Source organism: Pseudonocardia sp. CA-107938 (genome assembly GCF_050936315.1).
GTDB lineage: Bacteria > Actinomycetota > Actinomycetes > Mycobacteriales > Pseudonocardiaceae > Pseudonocardia.
The window spans coordinates 4,113,271-4,139,248 of record NZ_JBNJNA010000001.1; the positions used below are offsets into that span (position 1 = coordinate 4,113,271).

Sequence of the window (25,978 nt, forward strand, 5' to 3'; positions counted from 1 at the left end):
CGTAGAGGTCGATCGTCATGCCGCCTCCTCCACCGTGCTCGACCGGACGAAGTCGGCCTCGGCGAGGCTGACTGCCGCCTCGCCGATCCCCGCACCGAGCCGCAGCAGTTCAGCCGCATCGTCGATCGGTGTTCCGACCACGTCCACGTAGGGAACGGATCGCTCGGCAGGGATCTCGGCGCCGAGTTGCGCCACAGCTCTCGTGAACAGTGGCCATCCGATGCGGACTCGGTTCGAGCTGGCGGTCTGCTCGCCGACGACGACCAGCGTTGCGTCCTCAAGGCGAACAACCTTCGGGCAGGCGGGCTGCGGGTGACAGTCCGCAGCCAGTACCTCGTATGCAGTCATGGGTCCCCCACGTCGACGGTGTGCCAACTATGCACGACTAGGTGCGATCAGACAAGGAATCGGTTGACGAAGGCTAAGATATGTCTGAATACTCATGACTATGCATAGCGCGCAGGACTCTGTGGCGTCCGCTCTCGCCGACGGAGATCCCCGCGTCTGGGAGTCGCTGCTGACTCTCCACGTCGCCGACCGGTCCGGCCGGTGCTCCGTGTGCCGCCGGGCGTCGGGTCCTGCAGAGCACTGGCCGTGCCGCCTGTGGTGGTCGCCGATGCGGCTCGGCAGCTCCGCCACGCCGGGAATCACGGCGGACAGGCGCAGCGTTGACGTGGGAGCATGGCTACCACGATGACTGAACCCGCCCTGTCCACCCCTACCTCCGGCCCCCGCGCCACCACCGGCGATCTCGACCTGGAGGAGCGTTCCTCGCTCCGCCGCGTCGTGGGCCTGTCCACCGAGCTCACCGACGTCACCGAGGTCGAGTACCGGCAGTTGCGCCTCGAGCGCGTCGTGCTCGTCGGGGTGTGGACCGAGGGCAGCTCCGCCCAGATGAACGCGTCGCTGGCCGAGTTGGCCCGGCTCGCCGAGACCGCCGGCTCCCAGGTCCTCGACGGCCTGGTGCAGCGCCGTCCGCGGCCGGACCCGGCCACCTTCATCGGTTCCGGCAAGGTCGACGAGCTGCGTGACGCCGTCGTCGACGCGGGCGCCGACACCGTGATCTGCGACGGCGAGCTCTCGCCCGGCCAGCTGCGCCAGCTGGAGGAGCGGCTGAAGGTGAAGGTCATCGACCGCACCGCGCTGATCCTCGACATCTTCGCCCAGCACGCCCGCTCCAAGGACGGCAAGGCGCAGGTGGAGCTGGCCCAGCTGTCCTACCTGCTCCCGCGCCTGCGCGGGTGGGGTGAGGCGCTGTCCCGGCAGGTCGGCGGGCGCGCCGCGGGCGGCGTCGGGATCGGTGGTCGCGGCCCCGGTGAGACCAAGATCGAGCTGGACCGCCGCCGCATCCGCACGCGCATGTCGAAGCTGCGCCGCGAGATCGCCGGCATGAAGCAGGTGCGCGAGACCCAGCGGGGCACCCGCCGGCGCCGCGAGGTGCCGTCGGTCGCGATCGTCGGCTACACCAACGCGGGCAAGTCCAGCCTGCTCAACAGGCTCACCGATGCCGGCGTGCTGGTCGAGGACGCGTTGTTCGCCACCCTCGACCCCACCACGCGCCGCGCCGCCACCTCCGACGGGCGGGTGTACACCCTCACCGACACCGTCGGGTTCGTCCGGCACCTGCCGCACCAGCTCGTCGAGGCGTTCCGCTCCACGCTGGAGGAGACGGCCGAGGCGGACCTGCTGCTGCACGTGGTGGACGCGTCCGACGCGCTGCCCGAGGAGCAGATCAAGGCGGTCCGCCAGGTGCTCGTCGAGATCGGTGAGCAGCGCGAGGGCAAGATGCCGCCCGAGCTGCTCGTCGTCAACAAGATCGACGCCGCGGACGACCTGCAGACCGCCCGGCTGCGGCACCTGCTGCCCGGCGCCGTGTTCGTCTCGGCACACCGCGGCGACGGCATCGAGCGACTGAAGGAGATCGTGGCGGCCCGGCTGCCACGGCCGGAGGTGGAGCTGCGCGCCATGGTGCCGTTCACCGAGGGCGCGCTGGTGGCCCGGGTGCACTCCGACGGCGAGGTGCTCGCCGAGCGCCACACGGAGGAGGGCACCCTCCTGCACGCGCGGGTCGGCCCGGAGCTCGCGCAGGCGCTGCTGCCGTTCGCGCGCAACGGCGTGCCGGACTAGTGATCGGCCGGATCGTCGCGGCGCTGGCCGCGGCGGTCGTCGCGGCGACCGGACCCGCTGCCCCGCAGGAGCTGTGCACCGTCACCGACAAGCGCCTGGACGAGCTGTCCGGGCTGGTCGTCGACGGGTCCGGCGCGATGTGGGCGATCGCCGACAGCGGCCGTCGTGTGATCGCCTACCGGATCGACCGCGCCACCTGCGCCGTCGCCGGCACGCGGACGGCGTCGATCGACCCGCGCGACGCCGAGGACCTCGCACTGGGCCCGGACGGTGCGCTGTGGGTGGGCGACATCGGCGACAACGACCGGGTCCGCGACACCGTGGCGGTGATCGTGCTGCCCACGCAGGGCACACCGCAGCTGCGCCGGCTCACCTACCCCGACGGCCCGCACGACGCCGAGGCGCTCCTCGTCGACGCTGCGGGCAGGCCGGTGATCGTGACCAAGGAGGGCGCGTTCGGCACCGGGGTCTACCGCACCGCCGAGCCGCCCACCGGCCTCGGGCCGACGCCGCTGGTGCGGCTGGGCACCGTTACCCTGCCCGCCTCCGACGGCACCTCGGGACCGCTGGGCGGCGTCGGGTCGCGCCTGGTCACGGGGGCCGCCGCCACGGCGGACGGGCGGGTCGTCGCGCTGCGCAGCTACACCGACGCGTGGCTGTACGCGGTCCGCGACGGCGACATCGCCGCGGCTCTCACGGGGCCCGCCGTGCGCGTCCCGCTCCCGGACGAGCCGCAGGGCGAGGCGATCGCGTTCGGTGCCGACGGCACGCTCTACTCGTCGGGCGAGACCCGCGGCGGCGTCCGCGCCCAGCTGCGCGCCGTGCCCGGCGCGGCCGCGCTGGTGGGCGATCCGCGGGCCGGGGTGGCGCCGCAGGCGCCGCTCGAACCGCCCGCCGCGGAACCGCCACCGGAGTCGCCGTCCTGGTGGCCGGCCGTCCTTGGCGGCGGGATCGCGGTCGGGCTGCTCGTCGTGCTGGCGCTCGCGATGGCCCTGCGCGGCCGCCGCCGGTAGGCCTCAGAGGCGGCGCAGCACCGCCACCACGCGGCCGAGCACGCTCGCGTCGTCGCCGGGGATCGGCTCGTAGGCCGAGTTCGCCGGCATCAGCCACACGTGCCCGTCCTTGCGCTTGAACGTCTTCACCGTGGCCTCGCCGTCGATCATCGCGGCGACGATCTCGCCGTTCTCCGCGTCGGGCTGCTGGCGCACCACCACCCAGTCGCCGTCGGTGATCGCAGCCTCGACCATCGAGTCGCCGCGCACGTTGAGCAGGAACAGCGTGCCCTCGCCGACGATCTCGCGCGGCAACGGGAACACGCTCTCGACGGCCTGCTCGGCGAGGATCGGGCCACCGGCGGCGATGTTGCCCAGCAGCGGCACGAACGCCGGCGCCGGCCGCTCGTCGGCGAGGCTCGCGCCGGTGTGCGGGTCGGTGTCGGCCTGCTCCTCGGGGCTGCGCACGTCGACGGCGCGGGTGCGGTTCGGGTCCCGCCGCAGGTAACCCTTCTTCTCCAGCGCGCGCAGCTGGTGGTGCACGGAGGAGGTGGAGGTGAGCCCGACGGCGTCGCCGATCTCCCGCACGCTGGGCGGGTAGCCGGACTCCTTGACCCACTTGCGGATGACCTCGAGGACCTTCCGCTGGCGCGGGGTCAGGCCCGGCGCCTCGGAAGGTGGCTCCGGGAAGGCGCTGACCCGGGCACCCGGCCCGGCGCCGGCGCCCTTGCCGGTCGGTCTGGCGGGCTGATCGGGTGCCATGTCGTCGCTCCTTCGGGTTCGCGGATCGAATGCACGGACCGGGCCGGTCGTGCTTCCGGGTGAACGTTAGCTCGATTCTGCAGCGTCGCCAAACACATGTTCGAACGACACGCGGTCTTTTCTCGATTTCTGTCGGTGCCGGGTGGTAGACATCGTCTCGGCAACGTTCGAACGCTTGTGCGATGCCGATCGACGAGGAGTTCGGCAGGGCTTGAGGAGGAGGTCTCGATGCGGAACGGGGCTGCGAGCGGGATGAACGAGACGATCGGAGAGCGGGGCGGGTTCCCGGAGGAGGCGCCGCGCGGCGCGGTCCGTGCGGGCAGGCGGCGCACGGCCGGTCCGCGGCCGGTGCGGCCGGTCGCGGCGCTCCCGGCGAGTCGGCCGGTGCAGCCGGTGCGCCCGGCGAACCGCACGGCACCGGTCGCGGTCGTGGTGCCGCTCTTCGGCGACCAGGCGGGGGAGCGGCTGCTCGACCGCCCGGCGTTCGACGGGCCGTGCGCCCCGCGGGCGTCCGTGCGCGAGTCGATGCAGGCGGCCGGCTGGACGCGGCCGGCGCCGGCCGACAGTGCCGTGCGGCGCTTCCTCTCCGGGCTGGCGCTGCTGGTGGCCGTCGTCGTCACCGTCGTGCTGCTGGGGCTGGTCGCGGCGATGGCCGGCGAGGCGCGCGGCGCCGGTGCTGGAGACGGCGGCGCGGGCACCACCGTCATGGTGTCGCCGGAGGGCGGCGCGGTCACCCGCTGACCCGGACGGCCCAGTCGGGCACGGCTGCGGTCACCGAGCGGGCCGGCGACGGTCGCTCGGACCGGTGGTGGCGGCGCCCGGGAGTGCGCTCGCAGTGCTCGCCGCTTGACGCTGTGCGCACGCGGATGCCGTTCGGCGCGGCGTCGAGCCCGTTCGGGGGCCGTGTCGGCACCAATGGTGTGTCCGGGTTGGTCGACCCCTACATGTTGTGGTTACATGGGTGTCGTTCGCCCGCTGGTCGCGTTCTGAGTTGATCCCGAGGGGCCGGTTCCGCCATGCGTTGTCCGTTCTGCCGGCACTCCGACTGCCGGGTCATCGACTCCCGCGAGGTCGACGACGGGCAGGCCACCCGCCGCCGCCGCTCCTGCGTGGCGTGCGGACGCCGCTTCACCACCGTCGAGGAAGCGGTCCTCGCCGTCGTGAAGCGCAGCGGGGTCACCGAGCCGTTCAGCCGCGACAAGGTCGTCGTCGGGGTCCGCAGGGCCTGCCAGGGCCGCCCGGTCGACGAGGACGCGCTCCAGCAGCTCGCCCACCGGGTCGAGGAGTCGATCCGCGCGGGCGGCACGGCGGAGATCCCCAGCCACGAGGTGGGTCTGGCCATCCTCGGGCCTCTGCGCGAGCTCGACGAGGTGGCCTACCTCCGTTTCGCGAGCGTCTACCGCTCGTTCTCCTCAATCGAGGACTTCGAGAAGGAAATCGCTGATCTCCGCCGTCCCGACGGCGGCGGTGCGGCCGCTCCGCCGACCTGAGTCGGCGCCTCCGGCACCGCCGCAGCACCACCATCCGCACGAGCACCACCTGCACAGCAATCCAGTACGTCCGGGCGCCTCCGTGTGCCCGGGAGCACGTCCGAACAGAAGTCCGACGGTCCCCAGCCCGCCGGAATTCGAGGGAAGGAAGAGCATGGCCGAGACCGTCGGGACACCGAGCGAGACATCGAGCCGGACACAGAACGAGTCGCGCTCCGGGCGCGGCAAGAAGTCGGCGTCCAAGCCGGTGGCGACACCGCGCGCGAAGGGCATCACCGTCGAGCGGATCCACACCACCCCCGGTGTGCACCCCTACGACGAGGTCGTGTGGGAGACCCGCGACGTCGTCATGACCAACTGGCGCGACGGGTCGGTGAACTTCGAGCAGCGCGGCGTCGAGTTCCCCGAGTTCTGGTCGGTCAACGCCACCAACATCGTCACCAGCAAGTACTTCCGCGGCGCCGTGGGCAGCCCCACCCGCGAGTCGAGCCTGCGCCAGCTGATCGACCGGGTCGTCTCGGTGTACCACGCCGCCGGCCTCGAGCACGGCTACTTCGCCTCCGAGGACGACGCGGAGATCTTCGCCCACGAGCTGACGTGGATGCTGCTGCACCAGGTCTTCAGCTTCAACTCGCCGGTGTGGTTCAACGTCGGCACGTCCAGCCCGCAGCAGGTCTCGGCGTGCTTCATCCTCGCGGTCGACGACACGATGGAGTCGATCCTCAACTGGTACCGCGAGGAGGGGCTGATCTTCAAGGGCGGCTCGGGCGCGGGGCTGAACCTGTCGCGGATCCGCTCGTCGAAGGAGCTGCTGTCCTCGGGGGGGACAGCATCGGGCCCCGTCTCGTTCATGCGCGGCGCCGACGCCAGCGCGGGCACCATCAAGTCCGGTGGCGCCACGCGGCGCGCGGCGAAGATGGTCGTGCTCGACGTCGACCACCCCGACATCGAGGAGTTCGTCGAGACGAAGGCCAAGGAGGAGGCGAAGATCCGCGTCCTGCGCGACGCGGGCTTCGACATGGACCTCGGCGGCTCCGACATCACCTCGGTGCAGTACCAGAACGCGAACAACTCGGTGCGCGTCACCGACGAGTTCATGCGCGCGGTGGAGGAGGGCACCGACTTCGGCCTGCGGGCGCGGATGACGGGCGAGGTCATCGAGAAGGTCGACGCCCGCAAGTTGTTCCGCACGATCGCGCAGGCGGCGTGGAACTGCGCCGACCCCGGCATCCAGTACGACGGCACGATCAACGACTGGCACACGTGCCCGGAGTCCGGCCGCATCTCCGCGTCCAACCCGTGCTCGGAGTACATGCACCTGGACAACTCCAGCTGCAACCTGGCCTCGCTGAACCTGCTGAAGTTCCTCGGCGACGACGGCCGGTTCGACGCGGCGCGGTTCGCCAAGGCCGTCGAGCTGATCATCACCGCGATGGACATCTCGATCTGCTTCGCCGACTTCCCGACCGAGCCGATCGGCGAGACCACCCGCACGTTCCGCCAGCTCGGCATCGGCTACGCCAACCTCGGTGCGCTGCTCATGGCCACCGGCCACGCGTACGACTCCGAGGGCGGGCGCGCGCTCGCCGCCGCCATCACCTCGCTGATGACCGGTGCGTCGTACAAGCGCTCCGCGGAGCTCGCCGGCGTCGTCGGCCCGTACGACGGCTACGCCCGCAACGCCTCGGCCCACCAGCGCGTCATGCGCAAGCACGCCGCCGCCAACGACGACGTGCGCACGCTCGTGGCGAGCGCCCCGATCCACAAGCTCGCCACGAAGGTGTGGCAGGAGGGCCTGGAGATCGGCGCCCGCAACGGCTGGCGCAACGCCCAGGCGTCGGTGCTGGCCCCCACCGGCACCATCGGCCTGATGATGGACTGCGACACCACCGGCATCGAGCCCGACCTGGCCCTGGTCAAGTTCAAGAAGCTCGTCGGCGGCGGCTCGATGCAGATCGTCAACCAGACGGTGCCGCGCGCGCTGGCCCGCCTCGGCTACCCGGTGGAGCAGATCGAGGCGATCGTCGAGTACGTGGGCGAGCACGGCCACGTCGTCGACGCGCCGGGCCTGAAGCCGGAGCACTACGAGGTGTTCGACTGCGCCATGGGGCAGCGGTCGATCGCCCCGATGGGCCACGTCCGCATGATGGCCGCGGTGCAGCCGTTCCTGTCCGGCGCGATCTCCAAGACCGTGAACATGCCGGAGGCGGCCACGGTCGAGGACGTCGAGAAGATCTACATGGAGGGCTGGAAGCTCGGCCTGAAGGCGCTCGCGATCTACCGCGACAACTGCAAGGTCGGCCAGCCGCTGTCGGCGGGCAAGAGCGCCAAGTCCAGCGAGACGGCCACCGCGGAGGCGGCGCCGACCGTCGTCGAGGCGCGGCCGGTGCGCAAGCGGCTGCCGAAGAAGCGCCCGAGCGAGACGGTGTCGTTCACCGTGGGCGGCGCGGAGGGCTACCTCACCGCCGGGTCGTACCCCGACGACGGGCTCGGCGAGATCTTCGTCAAGCTCGGCAAGCAGGGTTCGACGCTGGCCGGCGTGATGGACGCGTTCTCCATGTCGATCTCGGTCGGTCTGCAGTACGGCATCCCGCTGGAGTTCTACGTCTCGAAGTTCTCCAACCTGCGCTTCGAGCCGGCGGGCATGACCGACGACCCGGACGTCCGCATCGCCACGAGCGTGCTGGACTACCTGTTCCGGCGCCTCGCGCTCGACCACCTGCCGTACGAGAAGCGCGCCCAGCTGGGCATCTTCTCGGCGGACGAGCGGCGCGCGCAGGTGGCCGAGTCGTACGGGCCGGACCCGGCAGAGCTGGACGTCGAGGCGCTGCGCGGCTCGGTCGACGCGAAGCCGAAGGCCGACAAGACCGACAAGGCCGCCGCCCCGGCCCCGGTGGAGGTGGGCAGCTCCACCGAGCTGCTGGAGCTGCACCTGGGCAAGGCGGCCGACGCGCCGCTCTGCATGACCTGCGGCACGAAGATGCGGCCGGCGGGTTCGTGCTACGTCTGCGAGGGCTGCGGCTCCACCAGCGGCTGCAGCTGACCTGACCCGACGGGGCCGCCACCGGATCGCGTCCGGTGGCGGCCCCGTCGTGCTCTCGTCAGCTCTGCGGGGCCACCGGATGCGGGGCCTCCTCCGTGGCGGTGTGCTGGTGCTCGGTGATGAGCCGCGCGTAGCGGGTGCCCGCGGCCAGGAGCACGAGCCCGGCGCCGACGAACGCGCCGACCCGGGCGATGCCGTCGAGGGCGCTGAGGTCGAACAGCACGAGCTTGGCGACGGCGGCGGCCACCAGCGCCATCCCGGCGACGCGGAGGGCGGGCCGGCTGATGCCGCGCGCGAGCAGCACCAGCGCAGCGACGGTCCAGGAGACCGTCACGAGCGCGTGGCCGGCGGTGAACCCGTTGTCGTTGTCGACGAGCAGCGCGAGGTTCACCACCAGGCCGGTCACGCCGTACAGGCCGACGATGCCGATGCCCGCCCAGAGCGGCGCCGTCTCGGCGTCCGAGCGGACCCAGCCCAGCCGGGCGAAACCGGCCAGGAGCATCACGGCCAGCGCGATCACCAGCAGGGACGCCACGGACGCTGCGACCAGGTCGGGGGGTGGCAGCCATGAGCCGGCGTCGAGCACGCAGCGGCGCGTCACCAGGTCGGCGACGGGTGCGTCCAGGACGAGCGCGCGCAGCACACCCGGCACGGCCAGCGCGGCCGCGAGGACGACGGCGAACCGGCTGCGCATCCAGTGCCCCACCACGGCCGCGACCAGCGCCTGGCCGAGCAGCACGAGCGTGAGCGTCGCGCCGTCGAACGCGAGGCCGGTCGCGGCGAGCAGCGCCACTGCGGCCGACGTCGCGGTGGCCAGTCGCGGCGCGCCCCGGAGCCAGGGCAGCGCGCAGGCCGCCACGAGGGCCAGGCCGGCCCCGGCGGCCACGACGGCGCCCAGCCGGCCGGTGAGCACGAGGGCCGTGACGAGCGCCGGCAGGGCCGCGATCGGGGCGAGGGTGGCGGTCGCGCCGGGGGCGATGCGCCGGCCGGCGGCTCCGGCGGTGACCAGCCCGACCAGCAGGGCCGCGACCGCGACCGCGATCGCCTGGGTCGTGTTGCCGGCGGACGCCGGCGGTTGGGCCAGCGTGGCGCCGACGAACGTCCCGTACAGCGCACTCAGACCCCCGACCAGCAGCGCCAGGACGGACCACTCCCGGCGCCACACGACCGGCAGCGCGGCGACCGACATGGCCAGTGCGAGTGCGACCAGGAGCCAACCGTCGGCGAGCACGGGCGCGAGCACGAGCGCACCCAGGACGACGCCGTTGGCGAGCCAGGGCGAGCGCCAGAGGTCGGCGAGCCCGAGCCCGCCGACGGCGACGAGGAAGGCGAGCGCGATGGCCGGGGCCGGCGCGAGGTAGTCGTAGACGGCGGTCGCGCCGGCGATGACGAGGTAGAGCGTCGCGAAGCCGGTGGCGGCGACGGCCACGGCACCGACCGAGGACGCGGCCCGCCGGTGCAGCCAGAGACCCAGGCCGACGAGCGCCATGCCGAGCACGGCGCCAGCCCCGATCCGCACGGGTGGTGCGAACCAGCCGCGCGAGACGGCCAGCGCGAGGAACATCGCGACCCCGAGCAGGGTGATCGCGGCGCCCGTCCAGGCCAGCAGGCGCGCTCCGCCGATGGCGGCGGCCCGGTCGGCGAGCGACGGGCGCGCCGGGGGAGGGGCGGGGGGCCGGAACGGCGGCGGAGTCGCAGGCGGCGGAGGGCCGAACGGTTGCCCGGGCCCGAAGCCTGCCGGGCCGAAGCCGGGTCCGGGCGGTGGTGGGTACGTGGTGAGACCTGCCGGTGGCGGTCCAGCCGTGCGCGCGGGATCTGCTGGAACAGGAGGCGGGACCGCAGGGGCTTTGTGCTGGCGCAGCTGCGCCAGCTCGGCTGCCATCCGGTCGAGCCGGTGCCCGATGGCGGCGAGCTCGCCGGCGAGAGCGCCGAGCGGGTCCTCGTCGCGGTGCGGTGTCGACATGTGCAGACCATCCCGTTCCGGCCGCCCGAAGTGCAGCGTTGTCCTACCGAAGGGCCGTCACGGTTGGGTCACGGTCAGACGGCGCTGCGCTCGTCCGGCACCGGGGCGAGGGTGCTGGTGGGGCGGCGCAGCAGCCGGCGCCACTGCTCCGCGTTCCAGGTGGCCGGGTCCGTGGTGGCCAGGAAGTTCTCCAGCACGCGCACGAACCGGGTCGGGTCGGTGTGGAACGGGAAGTGCCCGGCGTCGGCGAAGATCTCCAGCCGGCTGCCGGGCATGGCGGCGTGGGCGTCGTAGGCGTGGGTGACGGGCACGACGGCGTCGCGGTCGCCCCAGATGAGCAGCGTCGGCATGCCGAGGGTGAGGTAGCAGCGGTCCAGCATGGTGACGACCTGGCCGCGCCAGTCCACCACCGACCGCAGCGTGCGGGTGAACGCGGCGCGTGCCGTCGCGTCCGGGAGCGCGTCGACGACGCGCAGCAGGTCGGGCGCGTCCTGGCCGAGGTCGGTGCCGAGCGCGCGGAGCAGTGCGACGACCTGCCCGACCTGCCAGCGCGCCGTGGGCAGCCGCAGGAGCGCGAGCAGCATGGTCGCGCCGGGCAGCGTCGCGGCGCGCAGGACCGGGCTGACCCCCGACCCGGCGCCGCCCGACCCGACCAGGACGAGCCGCTCCGTGCGCTCCGGGTACTGGTAGGCGAACTGCATGGCGACGCCGCCGCCGAGCGAGTGCCCCACGAGCGTGACCCGGTCGACGTCGAGCACGCCCAGCAGGTCGCGCACGCCGTTGGCGTAGGCGGCGACGGAGTAGTCGGCGCGCGGCTTCGCGGACGCCCCGTGCCCGAGCAGGTCGGGTGCGATCACGGTGTGGCGCTGCGCCAGCTCGTCCAGCACGGGTTCCCAGGTGGCGGAGCTGTCCCCGATCCCGTGGACGAGCACCAGCGGCGGCCCGCTGCCGACCATGCGGAAGGCGCGCCGGTACCCGTGCACGGTGCGGAACTGCAGGTCGGCGACCATCGGTGGAGCTTAGGTACGGCGCATTTCCGGAATGTTGCGCCCGCCCGCTCCGTCGAGAACGAACTTGTGGTGATTTTGAATCGATTCAGTTCACCGTAACTTCGTTCTCGACGCGGAGCCGGGGCCGCTACGGCTGCGCCCACCCCGCCCGGAACGCGTAGCGCGCGGCCTCCGTGCGGCTCGTGGCGCCGATCTTGGCGAAGGCGTTGTTGATGTGGGTCTTGACGGTCGTGGGGGAGACGACGAGCCGTTCGGCGATGGCCCCGTTGGACAGGCCGGCGCCGATGAGGGCGAGGACCTCGCGCTCGCGGGCGGTGAGGCCGTCGCGGTCCGGGTCGACGCTGCGGGGCGGCGCGTCGGCGGCGAGCGCCGCGATGAGCCGGCGCGACACCTCGGCGTCGAACGTGGACTGGCCGGCCGCGGCCGACCGGATGGCCGCCGCGATCTCCGCCCGGCCCGTGTCCTTGGTGAGGTAGCCGCGGGCGCCCGCGGCCAGCGCGCCGACGATCGACTCGTCGTCGGCGTAGGTGGTGAGCACCAGTACCCCGACGCCGGGGTGTTCCCGGGTGATGCGGGCGGTCGCCGTCACTCCGTCGAGGACGGGCATGCGCAGGTCCATCAGGACGACTTCGCACGGGGTGTGCGCCAGGAGGTCGAGGGCCGCGGCGCCGTCGGCGGCGGATCCGGCCACGGTGATCCCGTCGGCCAGTTCCAGCAGCGCGACCAGCCCTTCCCGCACGATCAGCTGATCGTCGACGACGAGGACCCGGATGTCCGTCATGCGCCCGGCACCTCCGCCACCACGGCCCAGCCGGCGCCGTCCGGGCCGGCGGTCAACCGGCCGCCGACCAGCGCCAACCGCTCGCGCATGCCGGTGAGGCCGTGCCCGGGCACGCTCGACGCAGCCGGGACGCGCGCAGCCTCGTTGCGCACGGCCACCGCGACCGCGTCAGGGCGGAACTCCAGAACCACGTGCAGAGGTGCGCCAGGGGCGTGCCGGGCGGCGTTGGTGAGCGCCTCCCGCGCGGCTCCGGCCAGCGACACCTCGACCGCAGCGCGGACGGGTCGCGGGGTGCCGACCACCTGCAGGTCGGGCGGCTCGCCGAGGTGGTCGCGGGCGTGCGCGGCCGCGAGCTCGCCGAGCGCGTCGGGCAGGGGGAGGACGTCGCGGCGCAGCGCGGCCACCGCGGCCCGGGCCTCCACCAGCCCGTCCGCGGCGAGCCGGCGGGAGCGCTGCACCCGTTCCAGCGCTGCGGGCACGTCGCGCCGGTCGGCCAGCAGCGCCTCCGCCACCTCCAGCTGCACGCCCAGCGCACCCAGGGAGTGCGCGAGGACGTCGTGCAGCTCGCGGGCGATGCGAGCGCGCTCGTCCAGCGCGGCGGCGCGGGCGTGCTCGTCCTGGGCGCGGCGGGTCTGCTCCAGCAGCTGGGCGGTCTCGGTCGCACGCAGGTGGTAGCTGCGCCGCAGCAGGCCCGACAGCGTGATCAGCACCGTCACCGCCGCCAGGACGAGGAGCCGCTCGGTTCCGCGGTCCAGCGACGGGACGACGAGCAGCAGGCCCACGACCGCTGCCACCGCCACGGTGGCCGGCGGCGGTACCGCCGGGTGCAGCGCCACCATCACCAGGCAGGAGAACGCGATCGCCGCGCCCGCGCTGTCGGTGGTGCCGGCGACGGTCGCGGCGGCGGCGATCGCGCCGACGGCGAGCGCGGTAGCCGCCCGGCGCGGCACGCGGTGGTCGAGGACGACGAACGCGGCCCAGCAGGCTGCCGCGCCGCCGAGCAGGAGCCACACCCACACTGCGTCGGCGGGCACCCTCGCGGTGACGAGCGAACCGACGACGACGGCCGTGCCGATCAGCCGGCCGAGCCACCCGAACTCCGGTTCCCCCGCACTGATCGCCGACCACACCCGCACCGGCACAGTCTGCCCTGCTCAGCGCCGTCGGGCACGCAACGCCCACGCCGTGACGAGCACCAGGATCAGCAGCGCGACGAACACAGCTCCGATCACCGCCATGCGCTCCCACAGCAGGTCCATCAAGATCTCCTGGGCGGTCATCGCTGCTCGTCGCGGTGCTCGAGGTAGTGGGCGGCGCCGCGGCCGACCGCGCCGATGGCGCCGCCGCGGTTGCCGGCGGCGCGGGCGATCGGGGCGGCGAGCCGCTTGGCGTCGTCGAGTCGGCCGGCGCGCTTCGCCAGCACCACCACGACCGCGACGAGCACCGCGACCCCGACGATCACCAGCCCGATCAGCAGCGCCCGCATCAGCATGAACGTCATGAATGCCTCCATGACGGCGACGCTAGGAACCCGACCGGGTGGAGCGGCACGGCCCGCGGGTGGAGATCCGGGTGGAGATCGCTATCCGGCCTCGTAGCGCGCGGCACGGATGAGGTCGTCGACGGCGGACTCCTGCACGCGGAAGGACCGCCCGAACCGGACGGCGGGCAGCTCACCGCCGTGCACGAGCCGGTAGACGGTCATCTTGGACACGCGCATCCGCTGCGCCACCTCGGCGATGGTGAGGAAGGGTGCAGGGACGACGTCCGCCGTGCCGTCGGGCGTCACGTGCGGTGATCTCGTGGGCTCTACGACCATCGTGCGTGTCCTCCATGCCCCGTCTTCCGTGCCCCCCACGGGCACCTGGTGTGCGCTGGTTCGGACGGTAGCCGAGGTGGCGTCACCCTCCGGGGTACGCGAACTGCGCCGACGGATGAAATCGGACGCGACCGAGCTCACCGCGCCAGGGACGGAGGCGCCACGTAGGGTCCGATGGTGGTCCCCGACGACGATCCCGCAGGAGACTGGACCGCGCCCGGTGTGTTCCGCTGCGCGCCCGACGTCTACCGCATCCCGCTGCCCCTGCCCAACGACGGCCTGCGGGCGGTGAACGTCTACGCGATCGCCGACGGCTCCGGCTTCAGCCTGGTCGACTCCGGCTGGGTGCTGCAGGAGTCGCGCGAGCTGCTCGTGTCGGCGTTGGCGCAGCTCGGTGGCGGGTTGGGCGACGTGCGGCGCTTCCTCGTGACGCACTCGCACCGCGACCACTACACGCTGGCCGTCGCGCTGCGCCGGGAGTTCGGTGGCCGGATCCTGCTGGGCGAGGGGGAGAAGCCGGGCCTGGAGGAGCTGAACTCGCCGGGCGCAGGTGAGCGGTCGCCCCACCTGCCGCGGTTGCTGCGCGCCGGCGCCGACGACCTGCTGCGGCGGTTGAACGCGTTCCCGCGGCCCGAGTTCGACGTGTCGGACTGGGAGCTGCCCGACGAGTGGATCACCGACGGCTCGGTGATCACCGTGGGGGAGGGTGACGCGCTGCGCGAGCTGACCGCCATCGCCACCCCGGGCCACACGCGCGGGCACGTCGTCTTCGCCGACGAACCGGGCGACCTGCTCTTCGCCGGCGATCACGTGCTGCCGCGGATCACCCCGTCGATCGCGTTGGAGCCGGTGCCGGCGGTCAGCCCGCTCGCCGACTTCCTGGCCTCCCTCGAGCTGGTGCGCAGCCGGCCGGACGCCACACTGCTGCCCGCGCACGGGCCCGTCGGGATGCGGGTGCACGAGCGCGTCGACGCCCTGCTCGCCCACCACGCCGACCGGCTCGAGAAGTCGCTGGCGGCGGTGCGGGAGGGTCGCTCGACCGCCACCGAGGTGGCGGGAGCCCTGCGCTGGACCCGTCGCGAGCACGCGCTCGCCGACCTCGACGTGTTCAACGAGATGCTCGCGGTGCTGGAGACGATGGCCCACCTCGACGTGCTCGTCGAACGCGGCGCACTGACCGTGCGTCACGAGGGTGACGTGGCGCACTACACGATCTAGGCCCGGTTCGGGCGTCCGACACGCCCGACACGCCGCTGGTGCTGGCCACCATGACCCGGATGCAGGCACACTGGGCGCACGAAACTGATCAATGAGTAGCCGATCACCGTGGGAGATCGACAACGGAGATCGACAACTGAACACGCTGCGGTACGCCGACGGTCGAGGACGTTGGGGAAGACGATCCTCGTCGACGTTGGAGGTCTGCAGTGAACGCACGCGGCGTGGTCTTCGTCCACTCGTCGCCGACTGCGGTCTGTCCGCACGTCGAGTGGGCGATGTCCGGCGTGCTCGGTACAAAGGTGTCCTTGCAGTGGTCACCTCAAGGTGTCGTGCCCGGCCAGATGCGGGCCGAGTGCACCTGGACCGGGCCCGTCGGGAGCGGTGGTGCCCTGGCCGGGGCGCTGCGCGCGTGGCCGATGCTGCGCTTCGAGGTGACCGAGGAGGCCACGCCCGGGGTCGACGGTGAGCGCTACTGCCACGTCCCGACGTTGGGACTCTGGCACGGCCGCATGTCCGCCAACGGCGACACAGTGATCCCGGAGGACCAGCTGCGGTCCCTGCTCGCCGAGACGCCGGCCGGCCAGGTGCCCGGCCGCATCCACGACCTCCTCGGCACCGCGTGGGACGACGCGCTGGAGCCGTACCGCTCGGCGGGCGACGGCGCCCCCGTGACCTGGCTGCACCAGGTCGGCTGAGCGCCCCGAGATCGCAGCAGAGCCCCTTTCCCGCAGGAAGCGTGCGGGAAAGGGGCTCTGCTGCGTCGCGTGAAGCGGAGCGGGTCAGACCTTCGTGAACGCGACGGCGGCGTTGTGGCCGCCGAACCCGAACGAGTCGCACACCGCGGCCTGCAGGTCGACCTTGCGGGGCTCGCCGGCGACGACGTCGAGCTCGACCCCCGGGTCGAGGTTCTCCAGGTTGAGGGTGGCGGGGATGATCCCCTCCTTGATCGACAGCAGCGTGATGATGCTCTCGACCGCCCCCGCGGCCCCCACCATGTGCCCGAGCTGCGACTTCGGCGCAGTGAGGATCGGGTGGTCGCCCAGCGCCTTGCGCACCGCCCGGGTCTCGCCGACGTCACCGGCGACGGTGGACGTGGCGTGGCAGTTGACGTGCCCGACGTCGGTGGGCGAGAGCCCGGCCGACTCGACGGCCTTGCGGATGGCCCGCGACTGGCCGATGCCCTCCGGCTCGGGGCCGGTGATGTGGTAGGCGTCGGAGGTGAGGCCGGCGCCGGCGAGCTTGCCGTGCACGGTGGCGCCGCGCGCGGCCGCGAACTCGGCCCGCTCCAGCACCATCACCCCGGCGCCCTCGCCGAGCACGAACCCGTCGCGGTCGACGTCGAACGGGCGGGACGCCCGCTCGGGCTCGTCGTTGCGCTGCGAGAGCGTCCGCGCCTGCACGAACCCGGCGACGGTGATGCCGGTGATGCAGGCCTCCGCACCGCCGGCGATGACGACGTCGACCTCGCCCGCGCGCAGCAGCCGCAGCGCCCATGCGAGCGCCTCCGCACCCGACGCGCACGCCGAGACGGGGGAGTGGACGCCGCCCTGCGCCTTGAACTCCAGGCCCACCCACGCGGCCGGCCCGTTCGGCATGAGCATCGGGACGGTCAGCGGCGAGACCTTGCGCAGCCCGCCGTCCTCCAGGAGGTCGTCCTGGGCGAGGAGGGTGAGCGCGCCGCCGATGCCGGTGGCGACGACCACGGCGAGCCGCTCGGGCTCCACCTCCGGTGCGCCGGCGTGCTCCCACGCCTCGCGGGCGGCGACGAGCGCCACCTGCTCGCAGCGGTCCAGGCGGCGGGCCTGGACGCGCGGGATCACGTCGGTCGGCGCCACCGCGAGGGGTGCCGCGATCTTCACCGGCAGGTCGTACTTGGTGATGAAGTCGAAGTCGTCGTCGATGCGGCGCACGCCCGAGCGGCCGGCGAGGACGGCCTCCCAGGTGGAGGCGACGTCACCGCCGAGGGGGGTGGTCGCCCCCAACCCGGTGACGACGACCTCGACGCCGGAGGCTCGCGCCGAGCTCACTGGTTCTTCGCGATGTAGTCGACGGCGTCGCCCACGGTCTTGAGCTCGGCGAGCTGGTCGTCGGGGATCTTGACCCCGAACTTGTCCTCGGCCTGCACGGCGATCTCGACCATGGACAGCGAGTCGATGTCGAGGTCGTCGACGAAGGACTTCTCGGTGGTCACGTCGGCCGTGTCGATGCCCGCGACCTCCTCGACGATCTCGGCGAGGCCGGCGAGGATCTCGGCGTTGTCAGCCACGGTGGCTCTCCTTCTGGTGGGAAACTGGGGGCTTCGGGGGAAACCTACGGGAAGACGACGACCTGGCCCGCGTAGGACAGGCCGGCGCCGAACCCGACGATCAGCACCGTGTCGCCGGAGCGGACCCGGCCCTCGGCGCGCATGTGGTCGAGCGCCATCGGGATCGACGCCGACGAGGTGTTGCCGGACTCCTGGATGTCGTCGGCCACGACCATGTCCTCGCGGGCGCCGTCCTTGCGCAGCCGCTTGGCGATGGCCTCCACGATGCGCAGGTTGGCCTGGTGGGGCGCCAGCACGTCGATGTCGGCTGGGGTCAGCCCGGCCAGCTCGATCGCCCGCGCGGCCACGGGGGCGATCTTCGTGGTGGCCCAGCGGAACACCGCCTGGCCCTCCTGGTGCAGCGCGGCGTTCTCCTCCTTGATGTAGATCGTGGAGGCGAGGTCGCCTGCGCTGCCCCAGGCCACCGGTCCGATCCCGACGGACGCGGGGTCCGTGGCCGGTCCGACGACCGCGGCGCCGGCGCCGTCGGCGAAGATGATGGCGGTGGAGCGGTCGGTCCAGTCGACCCAGTCCGACAGCTTCTCCGCGCCGATCACCAGCACGTGCTTCGCCGATCCGGCGCGGACCAGGTCGGCCGCGGTGCCGATCGCGTAGCAGAAGCCGGCGCAGGCGGCGTTGAGGTCGAACGCGGCCGGTGCGGTGATGCCGATGCGCTCGGCGGTCTGCGCGGCGGCGTTGGGGATCTGGCTGGGCATCGTGCAGGTGGCCACGATGACGGTGTCGATGTCGGCCGGGGTGAGCCCGGAGTCCTTCACCGCCCGGGCACCCGCCTCGACGGCCATGTCGACCAGCGAGAGGTCCTTCGGCGCGACCCGGCGGTTGCGGATGCCGACGCGGTCGCGGATCCACGCGTCGTTCGTGTCCATCGTCTTGGCGAGGTCGTCGTTGGAGACGATCTGCTCGGGCTGGAAGCTGCCGAACCCGAGCAGGCGTGCGCCCGCGACGGTCGGGGCGAGGTTCAGTTCGGTCATGCGGCACCACCGTTCCCAGAGTTGGCATCTGCGTGGTCGGCGAACAGGGCGGCGGCCTTGTCGAGGTCGTCGGGGGTCTTGAGGGCCAGCGTTGCGGTCCCCTTGAGGTCGCGCTTCACCAGCCCGACCAGCGTGCCGGCCGGCGGCAGCTCGATGACCGCGGTGACGCCCAGCTGCGCGAGGGAGGCCATGCACGCGTCCCAGCGCACCGGCCGCGTGACCTGGGCGACGAGGCGGGTCAGCGCCTCCTCCCCGGCCGCGACGGTGGCGCCGTCGGCGTTGGACAGGAGCGGGAGCGCGGGGTCGGCGGGGGAGATGCCGGCGGCGTGGGTGCGCAGCGCCTCCTCGGCGGGCGCCATGAACCGGGTGTGGAACGCGCCGGCGACCGGCAGCGGGATGACCCGCGCCTTCTCCGGTGGGTTCGCGGCGAGCTGCGCCAGCGCCTCGGCCGGCCCGGCGGCGACGATCTGGCCGCCGCCGTTGCGGTTGGCCGGCGTGAGCCCGAAGCCCTCGATCGCGGCCAGCACCTCGTCCTCGACGCCCCCGAGCACGGCGCTCATGCCCGTCGGCTCCAGCGCGCACGCCGCGGCCATCTCCCGGCCGCGGACGGCGGCGAGCGCCACGGCGTCGGCGGCGGGCAGCACGCCGGCGATCGCCGCGGCGGCCAGCTCGCCCACCGAGTGTCCGGCGATCGGCGAGCCCGCCGGCAGCGCCGTCTTCGCGGTGAACCGCTCGGCGGCCAGCAGTGCGGCCGCCACGACCAGCGGCTGGGTGACGGCGGTGTCCTTGATCTCGTCGGCGTCGGCGGTGGTGCCGAGCCGCTTCAGGTCCAGGCCGATGGCGTCCGACCACGCGGCCAGCGTCTCCTCGGCCGCGGGGTCGTCGAGCCACGGGGCGAGCATGCCGGGCTTCTGGGAACCCTGGCCGGGCGCGAGGAGGGCGATCACAAGGGCCACCCAACACCCTGGACGGCGACCGGCGGGATGCCGCCATCCACCAAGTAGCACGATCGGGTTTGTGGGGTTCCTACACTTCGTGGTGCAGGACACCCCAGGTGACGCAGGTCGCCTGGCCTGATCGTTGTAGGAAATCGGCAGGTCACGGGTCGAGCCTGCCGAGGATGACGGCCGCGCGCAAGACGAGGGCGGAGCGCGGGTCGCCGGGCGCGTGGCCGGTGATCTCGGCCACCCTGCGCAGCCGGTAGCGCACGGTGTTGGGGTGGACGTAGAGCGCCCGGGCGCAGGACTCGAGCGACCCGCCGCCCTCCAGGTAGACCTCCAGGGTGCGGGCGAGCTCGCCCCCGGCCTCGTCGAGCGGGCGGACCACGCGGTCGCGCAGGCGGGCGTGTGCCGTGGTGTCGCCGCAGAGCGCGCGCTCGGGCAGCAGCGCGTCGGCGTCGACGGGACGGGGTGCCTCCGGCCAACCCGGGGCCGCGCGCAGCCCCGCGAGCGCCTCCCGCGCGCTCGCGTGCGCGCCGTCGAGGCCGGCGGCCGGCGGACCCACGACCACCGGGCCCGGGCCGAACGCCTCCGACAGCGAGCCGGTGAGGGCCGCGGTGTCGAGCCCGCCCGGGTCGGCGACCAGCACGATCAGCCGTCCGCCCTGGGTGCCCACGAGCACCGCGCGCCCGGCCCGGTCGGCCTCGCGGCGCAGCAGCGCCGGCGCGCGGGCGACGTCGTCGGGGGTGCTGCCGGCGACCACCCGCACCGTCGCGGTCGGGTTCCAGCCCAGGGCGGACGCCCGGGAGACCAGCGCGTCGTCGGTCTCGCCGCGCACGACGGCGTCGACGACCTGGGCCTCCTGACGGGCGTCCCACGCGCCGCGGTTCTCCGCCGCGCCGGCGTAGACGGTGGCGGCGGCGAAGGCGATCTCGCGGCCGAACCTCAGGATCGCGTCGACGAGTACCCGGCGCTCGGCCTCGTCGGCGGCCAGCGGCGGCAGCTGGCGCTCGAACACCTCGGTGGCGATGCGCACCAGGTCGACGGTCTGGCGCAGCGACAGCCGCTCGGCCAGGTCGTGCGGGGCGATGCGGAACGCCTCCGCGGTGAGCCGGATCGGCTCGCCGCGCTCGCCGAGCCAGGCGACGAAGTTGGCCACCCCGGTCTGCGTGACCAGCGCGACGCCGGCGCGCTGGTCGGCGGCCAGCTCGGCGAACCAGGGGTGCCGGTCGCGCATCTCGTGCAGGCAGGCGCGAGCCAGGTCGCCGGCCGCGAGGCCGATGCGGCGCCGCGTCGCGGCGGACACGGACCTGGTGCCCGATCCGGTCGCCGTCACAGGGGGAGCATGGCACGCGCAGGGCGTCCGCGGCCGTGCGCGATGCTGGACGGGAACACCCGCGACCGCGATGTGGTTGCACGAGCAACAACATCGGACGGAAGGTGCCGCCATGACGAGCCAGCTGCTCACCCCGAACGTCGACGTCCGCAGGGCAGGCGACCGGTTCGCGACCGCGATCGACTGGCTGGACTCGAAGCACAGCTTCTCGTTCGGCGGCCACTACGACCCGGCCAACACCCACTTCGGGCTGCTCATGGTCTCCAACGACGACGTCGTGCGGGCCGGCGGCGGGTTCGAGACCCATCCGCACCGCGACATGGAGATCGTCACCTGGGTCCTGTCGGGATCACTGGTGCACCAGGACTCCGAGGGGCACTCCGGCGTCATCCATCCCGGGCTCGCACAGCGCATGAGCGCGGGCCGCGGCATCCTGCACTCGGAGAAGAACGACGCGTGGCGGCTCGACGCGTCGATCGCCGAGCACAGCGACGACGTCCACTTCGTGCAGATGTGGGTCGTCCCCGACACCGCGCGCATCGACCCCGGCTACGAACAGCTCGACATCGGCGCCGAGCTGGATCGCGGTGAGCTGCTCGTCGTGGCCTCGGGCATGCCGAAGCACGCCGACGAGCGGGCCATCTCGATCGCGCAGCAGCATGCGGCGCTGCACGCGGCTCGGCTCCGTCCGGGCGGCACGGCGGCGCTCCCGACGGCGCCGCTGGTCCACCTGTTCGTCGCCCGCGGGTCGGTGGACCTCGAGGGCGCGGGCACGCTGCACACCGGCGACTCCGCACGCATCACCGTCGGCGAGGGGCAGCGGCTGTCCGCGGGGGCGGGCGGCGCCGAGATCCTGGCGTGGGAGATGCACGCGTCGCTCGGGTGAGCGCACAACTCGATCCGCCGCGGGACGGACGACGGCCCGCGGGGCGCGGTGCTGGACGTGTCGGTGCGGCGGACCGCCGCACCCGCCCGTCAGCCGAGCGGGGTGACCTGCGTGGCCTGCGGACCCTTCTGGCCCTGCTCGATGTCGAAGGACACGCGCTGGCCCTCTTCGAGGCTCTTGTACCCGTTGATCTGGATCGCCGAGTAGTGCACGAACACGTCCGCGCCACCACCGTCAGGAGCGAGGAAGCCGTAGCCCTTCTCGCTGTTGAACCACTTGACGGTGCCTTCAGCCATTCTTGCTCTCCTCGTACCTGGCGCCGGGGCACTGCCCCCGGCATCGCGCCGTCGGGGCACATGCGGTCCGTGCTCCGATCGGGACGCCCGTACCAGTGCCGTTTCGCCGTGCACGGGGCCTGACGTCGGGCGGAGCGTATCGCGTTCGGACCGCCCTGCCGAGGGTTAAAAAGCTGCGGATTTGGGCTGGTTCTCCCGATGCGGGCCGGTCAGGGGTGTGGAAGATCGATTCAGAGCGATTCAGCGCGCGGACAGGGCCGCGGCCAGCCGGTCGGCCGCCCCGGCGTCGGCCTGCGGGAGGAACAACGACGGCTCGATGAGCTCCACCTCCAGCACCGCGTAGCCACCTGCAGCGGTGCGGACGAGGTCGATCCGCGCGTAGCGCAACGGCCCGAAACGAGCGGTGACGACGTCGAGCGCGGCCTGGGCGACGGCGATCTGGGCGGGGTCGGCGCGGTACGCCACGTTCTCCTCGTGGGCGAACAGGCCCTCGACGGACCCGGCACGGGGCAGCCGCACCCGCTTGCTCGCGGCGTGGCTGAACGCGCCGGCCAGGAACACCAGCGGCCACTCGCCGTCGCGGTCCACGGAGTGCAGGAACGGCTGCACGAGCGCGGTCGCGCCGCGTCCGTGCAGCCGTCGCACGTGCTCCAGGGCCGCCGTCCGGTCGGCAGGGCCGTATCGGGCGGCGTCGCGGCTGCCGGCCCCGATGGCCGGCTTCACGACGAACTCGCCGTCCGGCCACGTCGGCGTGCCACCCGGTTCGACGGCCTCCGTGGGCACCGTCGGCACGCCGGCAGCGGCCAGCTCGGTGAGGTACCGCTTGTCGAGGTTCCAGCGCACCACGGCCGCCGGGTTGACCAGCTCGGTGGCGCGGTCGATCACGTCGAGCCGGTCCACGAAGTCGGCGAGGCGCTCCGGGTAGTCCCACGTCGAGCGCAGCACGGCGCGGTCGTAGGACGCCCAGTCGACGTCCTCGTCGTCCCAGTCGACGACGTCCGCCTGCACCCCGGCGGCCGCGAGCGCGGCGAGCGCAGCGGGCTCGTCGTCGTCGCGGCCGCGCGCCGCCGCGGTGGTCAACCAAGCGAGTCGAGTGATCACCGCGGCGACGCTACCGGGGTCAGGCGACCCCGGCGTCGCTGGTCTGCGGGCCGGCGGCCTGCGGATCGTCGATCTTGAACCGCTCCGCGACCTCGCTGACCTTCGCGTGGTCGAACTCGCCGCGCTGCGCCAGCGACGCCAGCGCGGCCACCACGATCGACTCGGCGTCGACGTTGAAGTGCCGCCGCACGGCCGGGCGGGTGTCGGAGAGCCCGAACCCGTCGGTGCCGAGCGACGTGAACGGCGCCGGTACCCACTGCCGGATCAGGTCGGGGACCGCGCGCATCCAGTCCGACACCGCGACCACCGGGGCGTCCGAGCCGCCCAGTGCCTCGGTGACGTACGGGACCTGGGGCTCGTCGCCGGGGTGCAGCAGGTTGTGCTGCTCGGCCGCCACGCCGTCGCGGCGCAGCTCGCCCCACGACGTCGCCGACCACACCTCGGCGCCCACGCCGAACTCCTCGGCGAGCGTGTCGCGCGCCTGCAGGGCCCACGGCAGTGCCACGCCGGAGGCGAGCAGGCGCACCTGCGGGCCTTCCGAGCGCGGGCTGCCCACGTACCGGTAGAGACCCTTCAGCACGCCGTCGACGTCCAGGTCCTCCGGCTCGGCCGGCTGGACGTACGGCTCGTTGTAGACCGTGAGGTAGTAGATGACGTTCTCGCCGGCGAGCTCGCCCTCGTCGGTGGACTCGCCGTACATGCGGCGCAGCCCGTCTCGCACGATGTGCGCGATCTCGAACGAGAACGCCGGGTCGTACGCCACGACGGCGGGGTTGGTGGCCGCGAGCAGCAGCGAGTGCCCGTCGTTGTGCTGCAGGCCCTCCCCGGTCAGGGTCGTGCGGCCGGCGGTCGCGCCGACGAGGAACCCGCGGGCCATCTGGTCGGCAGCTGCCCAGATCGAGTCGCCGGTGCGCTGGAACCCGAACATCGAGTAGAAGACGTACACCGGGATCGTCGGCTGCCCGTGCGTGGCGTACGAGGAGCCGGCGGCGATGAACGAGCCCATCGAGCCGGCCTCGTTGATGCCCTCGTGCAGCAGCTGCCCCTCCTCCGACTCGCGGTAGGCGAGCATCAGCGAGGCGTCGACCGAGGTGTACTGCTGGCCGTTCGGGTTGTAGATCTTCTGCGTCGGGAACATCGAGTCCATGCCGAACGTGCGCGCCTCGTCCGGGATGATCGGGACGAAGCGGGCACCGAACTCGCCATCCTTGATCATCTCGCGCAGCAGCCGGACGAACGCCATCGTCGTGGCGACCTCCTGCTTGCCGGAGCCCTTGCGCACGGTGTCGTAGACCTTGTCGCCGGGCAGCACGAGCGGCTTGGCCGCCACCCGCCGCGACGGCAGCGCGCCGCCGAGCGCCCTGCGGCGCTCGAGCATGTACTGGATCTCCGGCGCGTCGGTGCCGGGGTGGTAGTACGGCGGCAGGTAGGGGTCCTGCTCCAGCACCTTGTCGCTGATCGGGATGCGCTGCTCGTCGCGGAACTGCTTGAGGTCGTCCAGCGAGAGCTTCTTCATCTGGTGCGTGGCGTTGCGGCCGGCGAAGTGGCTGCCCAGGCCGTAACCCTTGATGGTCTTGGCGAGCACCACCGTCGGCTGGCCGTGGTGCTCCATGGCCGCCGCGTAGGCCGCGTAGACCTTGCGGTAGTCGTGCCCGCCGCGCTTGAGGTTCCAGATGTCGGCGTCGGACATCGGCTCGACCAGCGCCTTCGTGCGCGGGTCGCGGCCGAAGAAGTGGTCGCGGACGTAGCCGCCGTCGTTGGCCTTGTAGGTCTGGTAGTCGCCGTCCGGCGTGGTGTTCATGAGGTTCACCAGCGCGCCGTCGCGGTCCGCGTGCAGCAGCGCGTCCCACTCGCGACCCCAGATCACCTTGATCACGTTCCAGCCGGCGCCCCGGAAGAACGCCTCCAGCTCCTGGATGATCTTGCCGTTGCCGCGGACGGGCCCGTCGAGGCGCTGCAGGTTGCAGTTGATGACGAACGTGAGGTTGTCCAGGCCCTCGGTGGCCGCGATGTGGATCAGGCCCCGCGACTCCGGCTCGTCCATCTCGCCGTCGCCGAGGAACGCCCACACGTGCTGGTCGGCGCTCGGGATGAAGCCGCGGGCGTGCGCGTAGCGGTTGAACCGCGCCTGCATGATCGCGTTCATCGGGCCGAGGCCCATGGAGACCGTGGGGAACTCCCAGAAGTCCGGCATCAACCGCGGGTGCGGGTACGACGGCAGCCCGTGCCCGGCGCCGCCGTGCGACAGCTCCTGGCGGAACCCGTCGAGGCGGTCCTCGGTCAGCCGGCCCTCGAGGTACGCGCGGGCGTACACGCCCGGCGACGCGTGACCCTGGATGAAGACCTGGTCACCCCCGGTCGGGTGATCCTTGCCGCGGAAGAAGTGGTTGAACCCGACCTCGTACAGGGTCGCCGACGACGCGTACGTCGAGATGTGGCCGCCCACACCGATCCCCGGCCGCTGCGCCCGGTGCACCGTCATCGCGGCGTTCCAGCGGATCCAGCGGCGGTAGGCCCGCTCGGCCTCCTCGTCGCCGGGGAACCACGGCTCCCGGTCCGTCGGGATCGTGTTCACGTAGTCGGTGCTGGTGAGCGACGGCACACCGACGTGGCGCTCACGGGCACGCTGCAGCAGGCGCAACATCAGGTAGCGGGCCCGCTGCTGACCCGCCGCATCGAGCATGGCGTCGAAGGAGTCGAGCCACTCGGCCGTCTCCTCGGGGTCGATGTCGGGCAGGTGGGCCGCGAGTCCGTCACGGATGACGTTGACCCGTCGCGGCGACTCTGGGCTGGACTGGCCGGTCAAGGGATCTCCCTGTAGGGGCTGGAGCGGGGTGCTTCTCCGGTTCGGGTCCTATCGTGCCCCTCGGTGCTCGATCTCGTAACGAGTGGTTGCGCACCGATCCGTCTCGTGTT

General features: G+C 72.9%; 25 protein-coding genes. 8 read left to right on the forward strand and 17 right to left on the reverse strand.

Annotation, left to right across the window (positions count from 1 at the left end):
* Positions 1-15: 15 nt before the first annotated feature.
* A complete protein-coding gene (locus tag ACQEVB_RS20505; RefSeq protein WP_432973773.1) occupies positions 16-348 on the reverse strand; it encodes a hypothetical protein in 333 nt (110 codons plus the stop codon).
* Positions 349-693: 345 nt separating this feature from the next.
* On the opposite strand from ACQEVB_RS20505, the gene hflX reads away from it, so the two are divergent.
* The gene (hflX, locus tag ACQEVB_RS20510; RefSeq protein ID WP_432973775.1) at positions 694-2,127 is read left to right on the forward strand and encodes a GTPase HflX; all 1,434 of its coding nucleotides are present in this window, start codon (positions 694-696) and stop codon (positions 2,125-2,127) included.
* Positions 2,127-3,140, forward strand: coding sequence for a hypothetical protein (locus ACQEVB_RS20515; RefSeq protein ID WP_432973777.1), 1,014 nt, complete (start codon positions 2,127-2,129; stop codon positions 3,138-3,140). The genes hflX and ACQEVB_RS20515 overlap by 1 nt, the downstream gene beginning before the upstream one ends.
* Before the next feature lie 3 nt (positions 3,141-3,143).
* Here the strand turns inward: ACQEVB_RS20515 and lexA are convergent, their stop codons facing one another.
* The gene (lexA, locus tag ACQEVB_RS20520) at positions 3,144-3,881 is read right to left on the reverse strand and encodes a transcriptional repressor LexA (protein ID WP_432973779.1); all 738 of its coding nucleotides are present in this window, start codon (positions 3,879-3,881) and stop codon (positions 3,144-3,146) included.
* 228 nt (positions 3,882-4,109) lie between these two features.
* Between lexA and ACQEVB_RS20525 the strand changes: the two genes are divergently transcribed.
* The 3 genes from ACQEVB_RS20525 (at position 4,110) to ACQEVB_RS20535 (ending at position 8,414) form a co-directional block, all read left to right on the forward strand.
* The gene (locus ACQEVB_RS20525) at positions 4,110-4,622 is read left to right on the forward strand and encodes a hypothetical protein (RefSeq protein WP_432973781.1); all 513 of its coding nucleotides are present in this window, start codon (positions 4,110-4,112) and stop codon (positions 4,620-4,622) included.
* Between the two features lie 275 nt (positions 4,623-4,897).
* A complete protein-coding gene (gene nrdR, locus ACQEVB_RS20530; RefSeq protein WP_432973783.1) occupies positions 4,898-5,371 on the forward strand; it encodes a transcriptional regulator NrdR in 474 nt (157 codons plus the stop codon).
* Between the two features lie 154 nt (positions 5,372-5,525).
* Positions 5,526-8,414, forward strand: coding sequence for a vitamin B12-dependent ribonucleotide reductase (locus tag ACQEVB_RS20535; RefSeq protein WP_432973785.1), 2,889 nt, complete (start codon positions 5,526-5,528; stop codon positions 8,412-8,414).
* A gap of 58 nt (positions 8,415-8,472) precedes the next feature.
* Here ACQEVB_RS20535 and ACQEVB_RS20540 read toward each other — a convergent pair whose 3' ends face one another.
* The 7 genes from ACQEVB_RS20540 to ACQEVB_RS20570 all read right to left on the reverse strand — a co-directional run bounded on the left by ACQEVB_RS20540 (position 8,473) and on the right by ACQEVB_RS20570 (position 13,987).
* Positions 8,473-10,377 (reverse strand): DUF2339 domain-containing protein, encoded by a 1,905-nt coding sequence (locus ACQEVB_RS20540; protein ID WP_432973787.1) that lies wholly within the window; start codon positions 10,375-10,377, stop codon positions 8,473-8,475.
* A 74-nt stretch (positions 10,378-10,451) separates the two neighbouring features.
* Positions 10,452-11,387 carry an alpha/beta fold hydrolase gene (locus tag ACQEVB_RS20545; protein WP_432973789.1) on the reverse strand — a complete coding sequence of 312 codons (936 nt, stop codon included), beginning with the start codon at positions 11,385-11,387 and terminating at the stop codon, positions 10,452-10,454.
* A gap of 127 nt (positions 11,388-11,514) precedes the next feature.
* Positions 11,515-12,168 carry a response regulator transcription factor gene (locus ACQEVB_RS20550; RefSeq protein ID WP_432973791.1) on the reverse strand — a complete coding sequence of 218 codons (654 nt, stop codon included), beginning with the start codon at positions 12,166-12,168 and terminating at the stop codon, positions 11,515-11,517.
* Positions 12,165-13,304: a sensor histidine kinase gene (locus ACQEVB_RS20555; RefSeq protein WP_432973793.1), complete on the reverse strand. Its 1,140-nt coding sequence runs from the start codon at positions 13,302-13,304 to the stop codon at positions 12,165-12,167. The genes ACQEVB_RS20550 and ACQEVB_RS20555 overlap by 4 nt, the downstream gene beginning before the upstream one ends.
* An 18-nt stretch (positions 13,305-13,322) precedes the next feature.
* Positions 13,323-13,448: a hypothetical protein gene (locus tag ACQEVB_RS20560; RefSeq protein ID WP_432973795.1), complete on the reverse strand. Its 126-nt coding sequence runs from the start codon at positions 13,446-13,448 to the stop codon at positions 13,323-13,325.
* Positions 13,445-13,681: a hypothetical protein gene (locus ACQEVB_RS20565; RefSeq protein ID WP_432973797.1), complete on the reverse strand. Its 237-nt coding sequence runs from the start codon at positions 13,679-13,681 to the stop codon at positions 13,445-13,447. Before ACQEVB_RS20565 ends, ACQEVB_RS20560 begins: the two co-directional genes overlap by 4 nt.
* A 69-nt stretch (positions 13,682-13,750) precedes the next feature.
* Positions 13,751-13,987, reverse strand: a complete 237-nt coding sequence (locus tag ACQEVB_RS20570) for a helix-turn-helix domain-containing protein (RefSeq protein ID WP_432973799.1) — start codon at positions 13,985-13,987, stop codon at positions 13,751-13,753.
* Positions 13,988-14,164: 177 nt separating this feature from the next.
* Between ACQEVB_RS20570 and ACQEVB_RS20575 the strand changes: the two genes are divergently transcribed.
* Both ACQEVB_RS20575 and ACQEVB_RS20580 read left to right on the forward strand, forming a co-directional pair.
* Positions 14,165-15,205: an MBL fold metallo-hydrolase gene (locus ACQEVB_RS20575; RefSeq protein WP_432973801.1), complete on the forward strand. Its 1,041-nt coding sequence runs from the start codon at positions 14,165-14,167 to the stop codon at positions 15,203-15,205.
* Between the two features lie 209 nt (positions 15,206-15,414).
* A complete protein-coding gene (locus ACQEVB_RS20580; protein ID WP_432973803.1) occupies positions 15,415-15,903 on the forward strand; it encodes a DUF3145 domain-containing protein in 489 nt (162 codons plus the stop codon).
* An 84-nt stretch (positions 15,904-15,987) separates the two neighbouring features.
* Here ACQEVB_RS20580 and ACQEVB_RS20585 read toward each other — a convergent pair whose 3' ends face one another.
* From ACQEVB_RS20585 to ACQEVB_RS20605, 5 genes are all read right to left on the reverse strand, one after another.
* Positions 15,988-17,235: a beta-ketoacyl-[acyl-carrier-protein] synthase family protein gene (locus ACQEVB_RS20585; protein ID WP_432973805.1), complete on the reverse strand. Its 1,248-nt coding sequence runs from the start codon at positions 17,233-17,235 to the stop codon at positions 15,988-15,990.
* Positions 17,232-17,474, reverse strand: coding sequence for an acyl carrier protein (locus ACQEVB_RS20590; protein ID WP_432973807.1), 243 nt, complete (start codon positions 17,472-17,474; stop codon positions 17,232-17,234). The genes ACQEVB_RS20585 and ACQEVB_RS20590 overlap by 4 nt, the downstream gene beginning before the upstream one ends.
* A gap of 44 nt (positions 17,475-17,518) precedes the next feature.
* Positions 17,519-18,505, reverse strand: a complete 987-nt coding sequence (locus ACQEVB_RS20595) for a beta-ketoacyl-ACP synthase III (RefSeq protein WP_432973809.1) — start codon at positions 18,503-18,505, stop codon at positions 17,519-17,521.
* Complete coding sequence (locus ACQEVB_RS20600) at positions 18,502-19,452, reverse strand: ACP S-malonyltransferase (protein WP_432980459.1); 951 nt, start codon at positions 19,450-19,452, stop codon at positions 18,502-18,504. Before ACQEVB_RS20600 ends, ACQEVB_RS20595 begins: the two co-directional genes overlap by 4 nt.
* Before the next feature lie 151 nt (positions 19,453-19,603).
* Positions 19,604-20,779 carry a PucR family transcriptional regulator gene (locus ACQEVB_RS20605; protein WP_432973811.1) on the reverse strand — a complete coding sequence of 392 codons (1,176 nt, stop codon included), beginning with the start codon at positions 20,777-20,779 and terminating at the stop codon, positions 19,604-19,606.
* 112 nt (positions 20,780-20,891) lie between these two features.
* On the opposite strand from ACQEVB_RS20605, the gene ACQEVB_RS20610 reads away from it, so the two are divergent.
* Positions 20,892-21,665 (forward strand): pirin family protein, encoded by a 774-nt coding sequence (locus tag ACQEVB_RS20610; protein WP_432973813.1) that lies wholly within the window; start codon positions 20,892-20,894, stop codon positions 21,663-21,665.
* Positions 21,666-21,754: 89 nt separating this feature from the next.
* Here the strand turns inward: ACQEVB_RS20610 and ACQEVB_RS20615 are convergent, their stop codons facing one another.
* From ACQEVB_RS20615 to aceE, 3 genes are all read right to left on the reverse strand, one after another.
* Positions 21,755-21,961, reverse strand: coding sequence for a cold-shock protein (locus ACQEVB_RS20615; RefSeq protein WP_432973815.1), 207 nt, complete (start codon positions 21,959-21,961; stop codon positions 21,755-21,757).
* 240 nt (positions 21,962-22,201) lie between these two features.
* Positions 22,202-23,062, reverse strand: coding sequence for an ATP-grasp domain-containing protein (locus ACQEVB_RS20620; RefSeq protein WP_432973817.1), 861 nt, complete (start codon positions 23,060-23,062; stop codon positions 22,202-22,204).
* Positions 23,063-23,081: 19 nt separating this feature from the next.
* A complete protein-coding gene (aceE, locus tag ACQEVB_RS20625; protein ID WP_432973819.1) occupies positions 23,082-25,868 on the reverse strand; it encodes a pyruvate dehydrogenase (acetyl-transferring), homodimeric type in 2,787 nt (928 codons plus the stop codon).
* Positions 25,869-25,978: the final 110 nt, after the last annotated feature.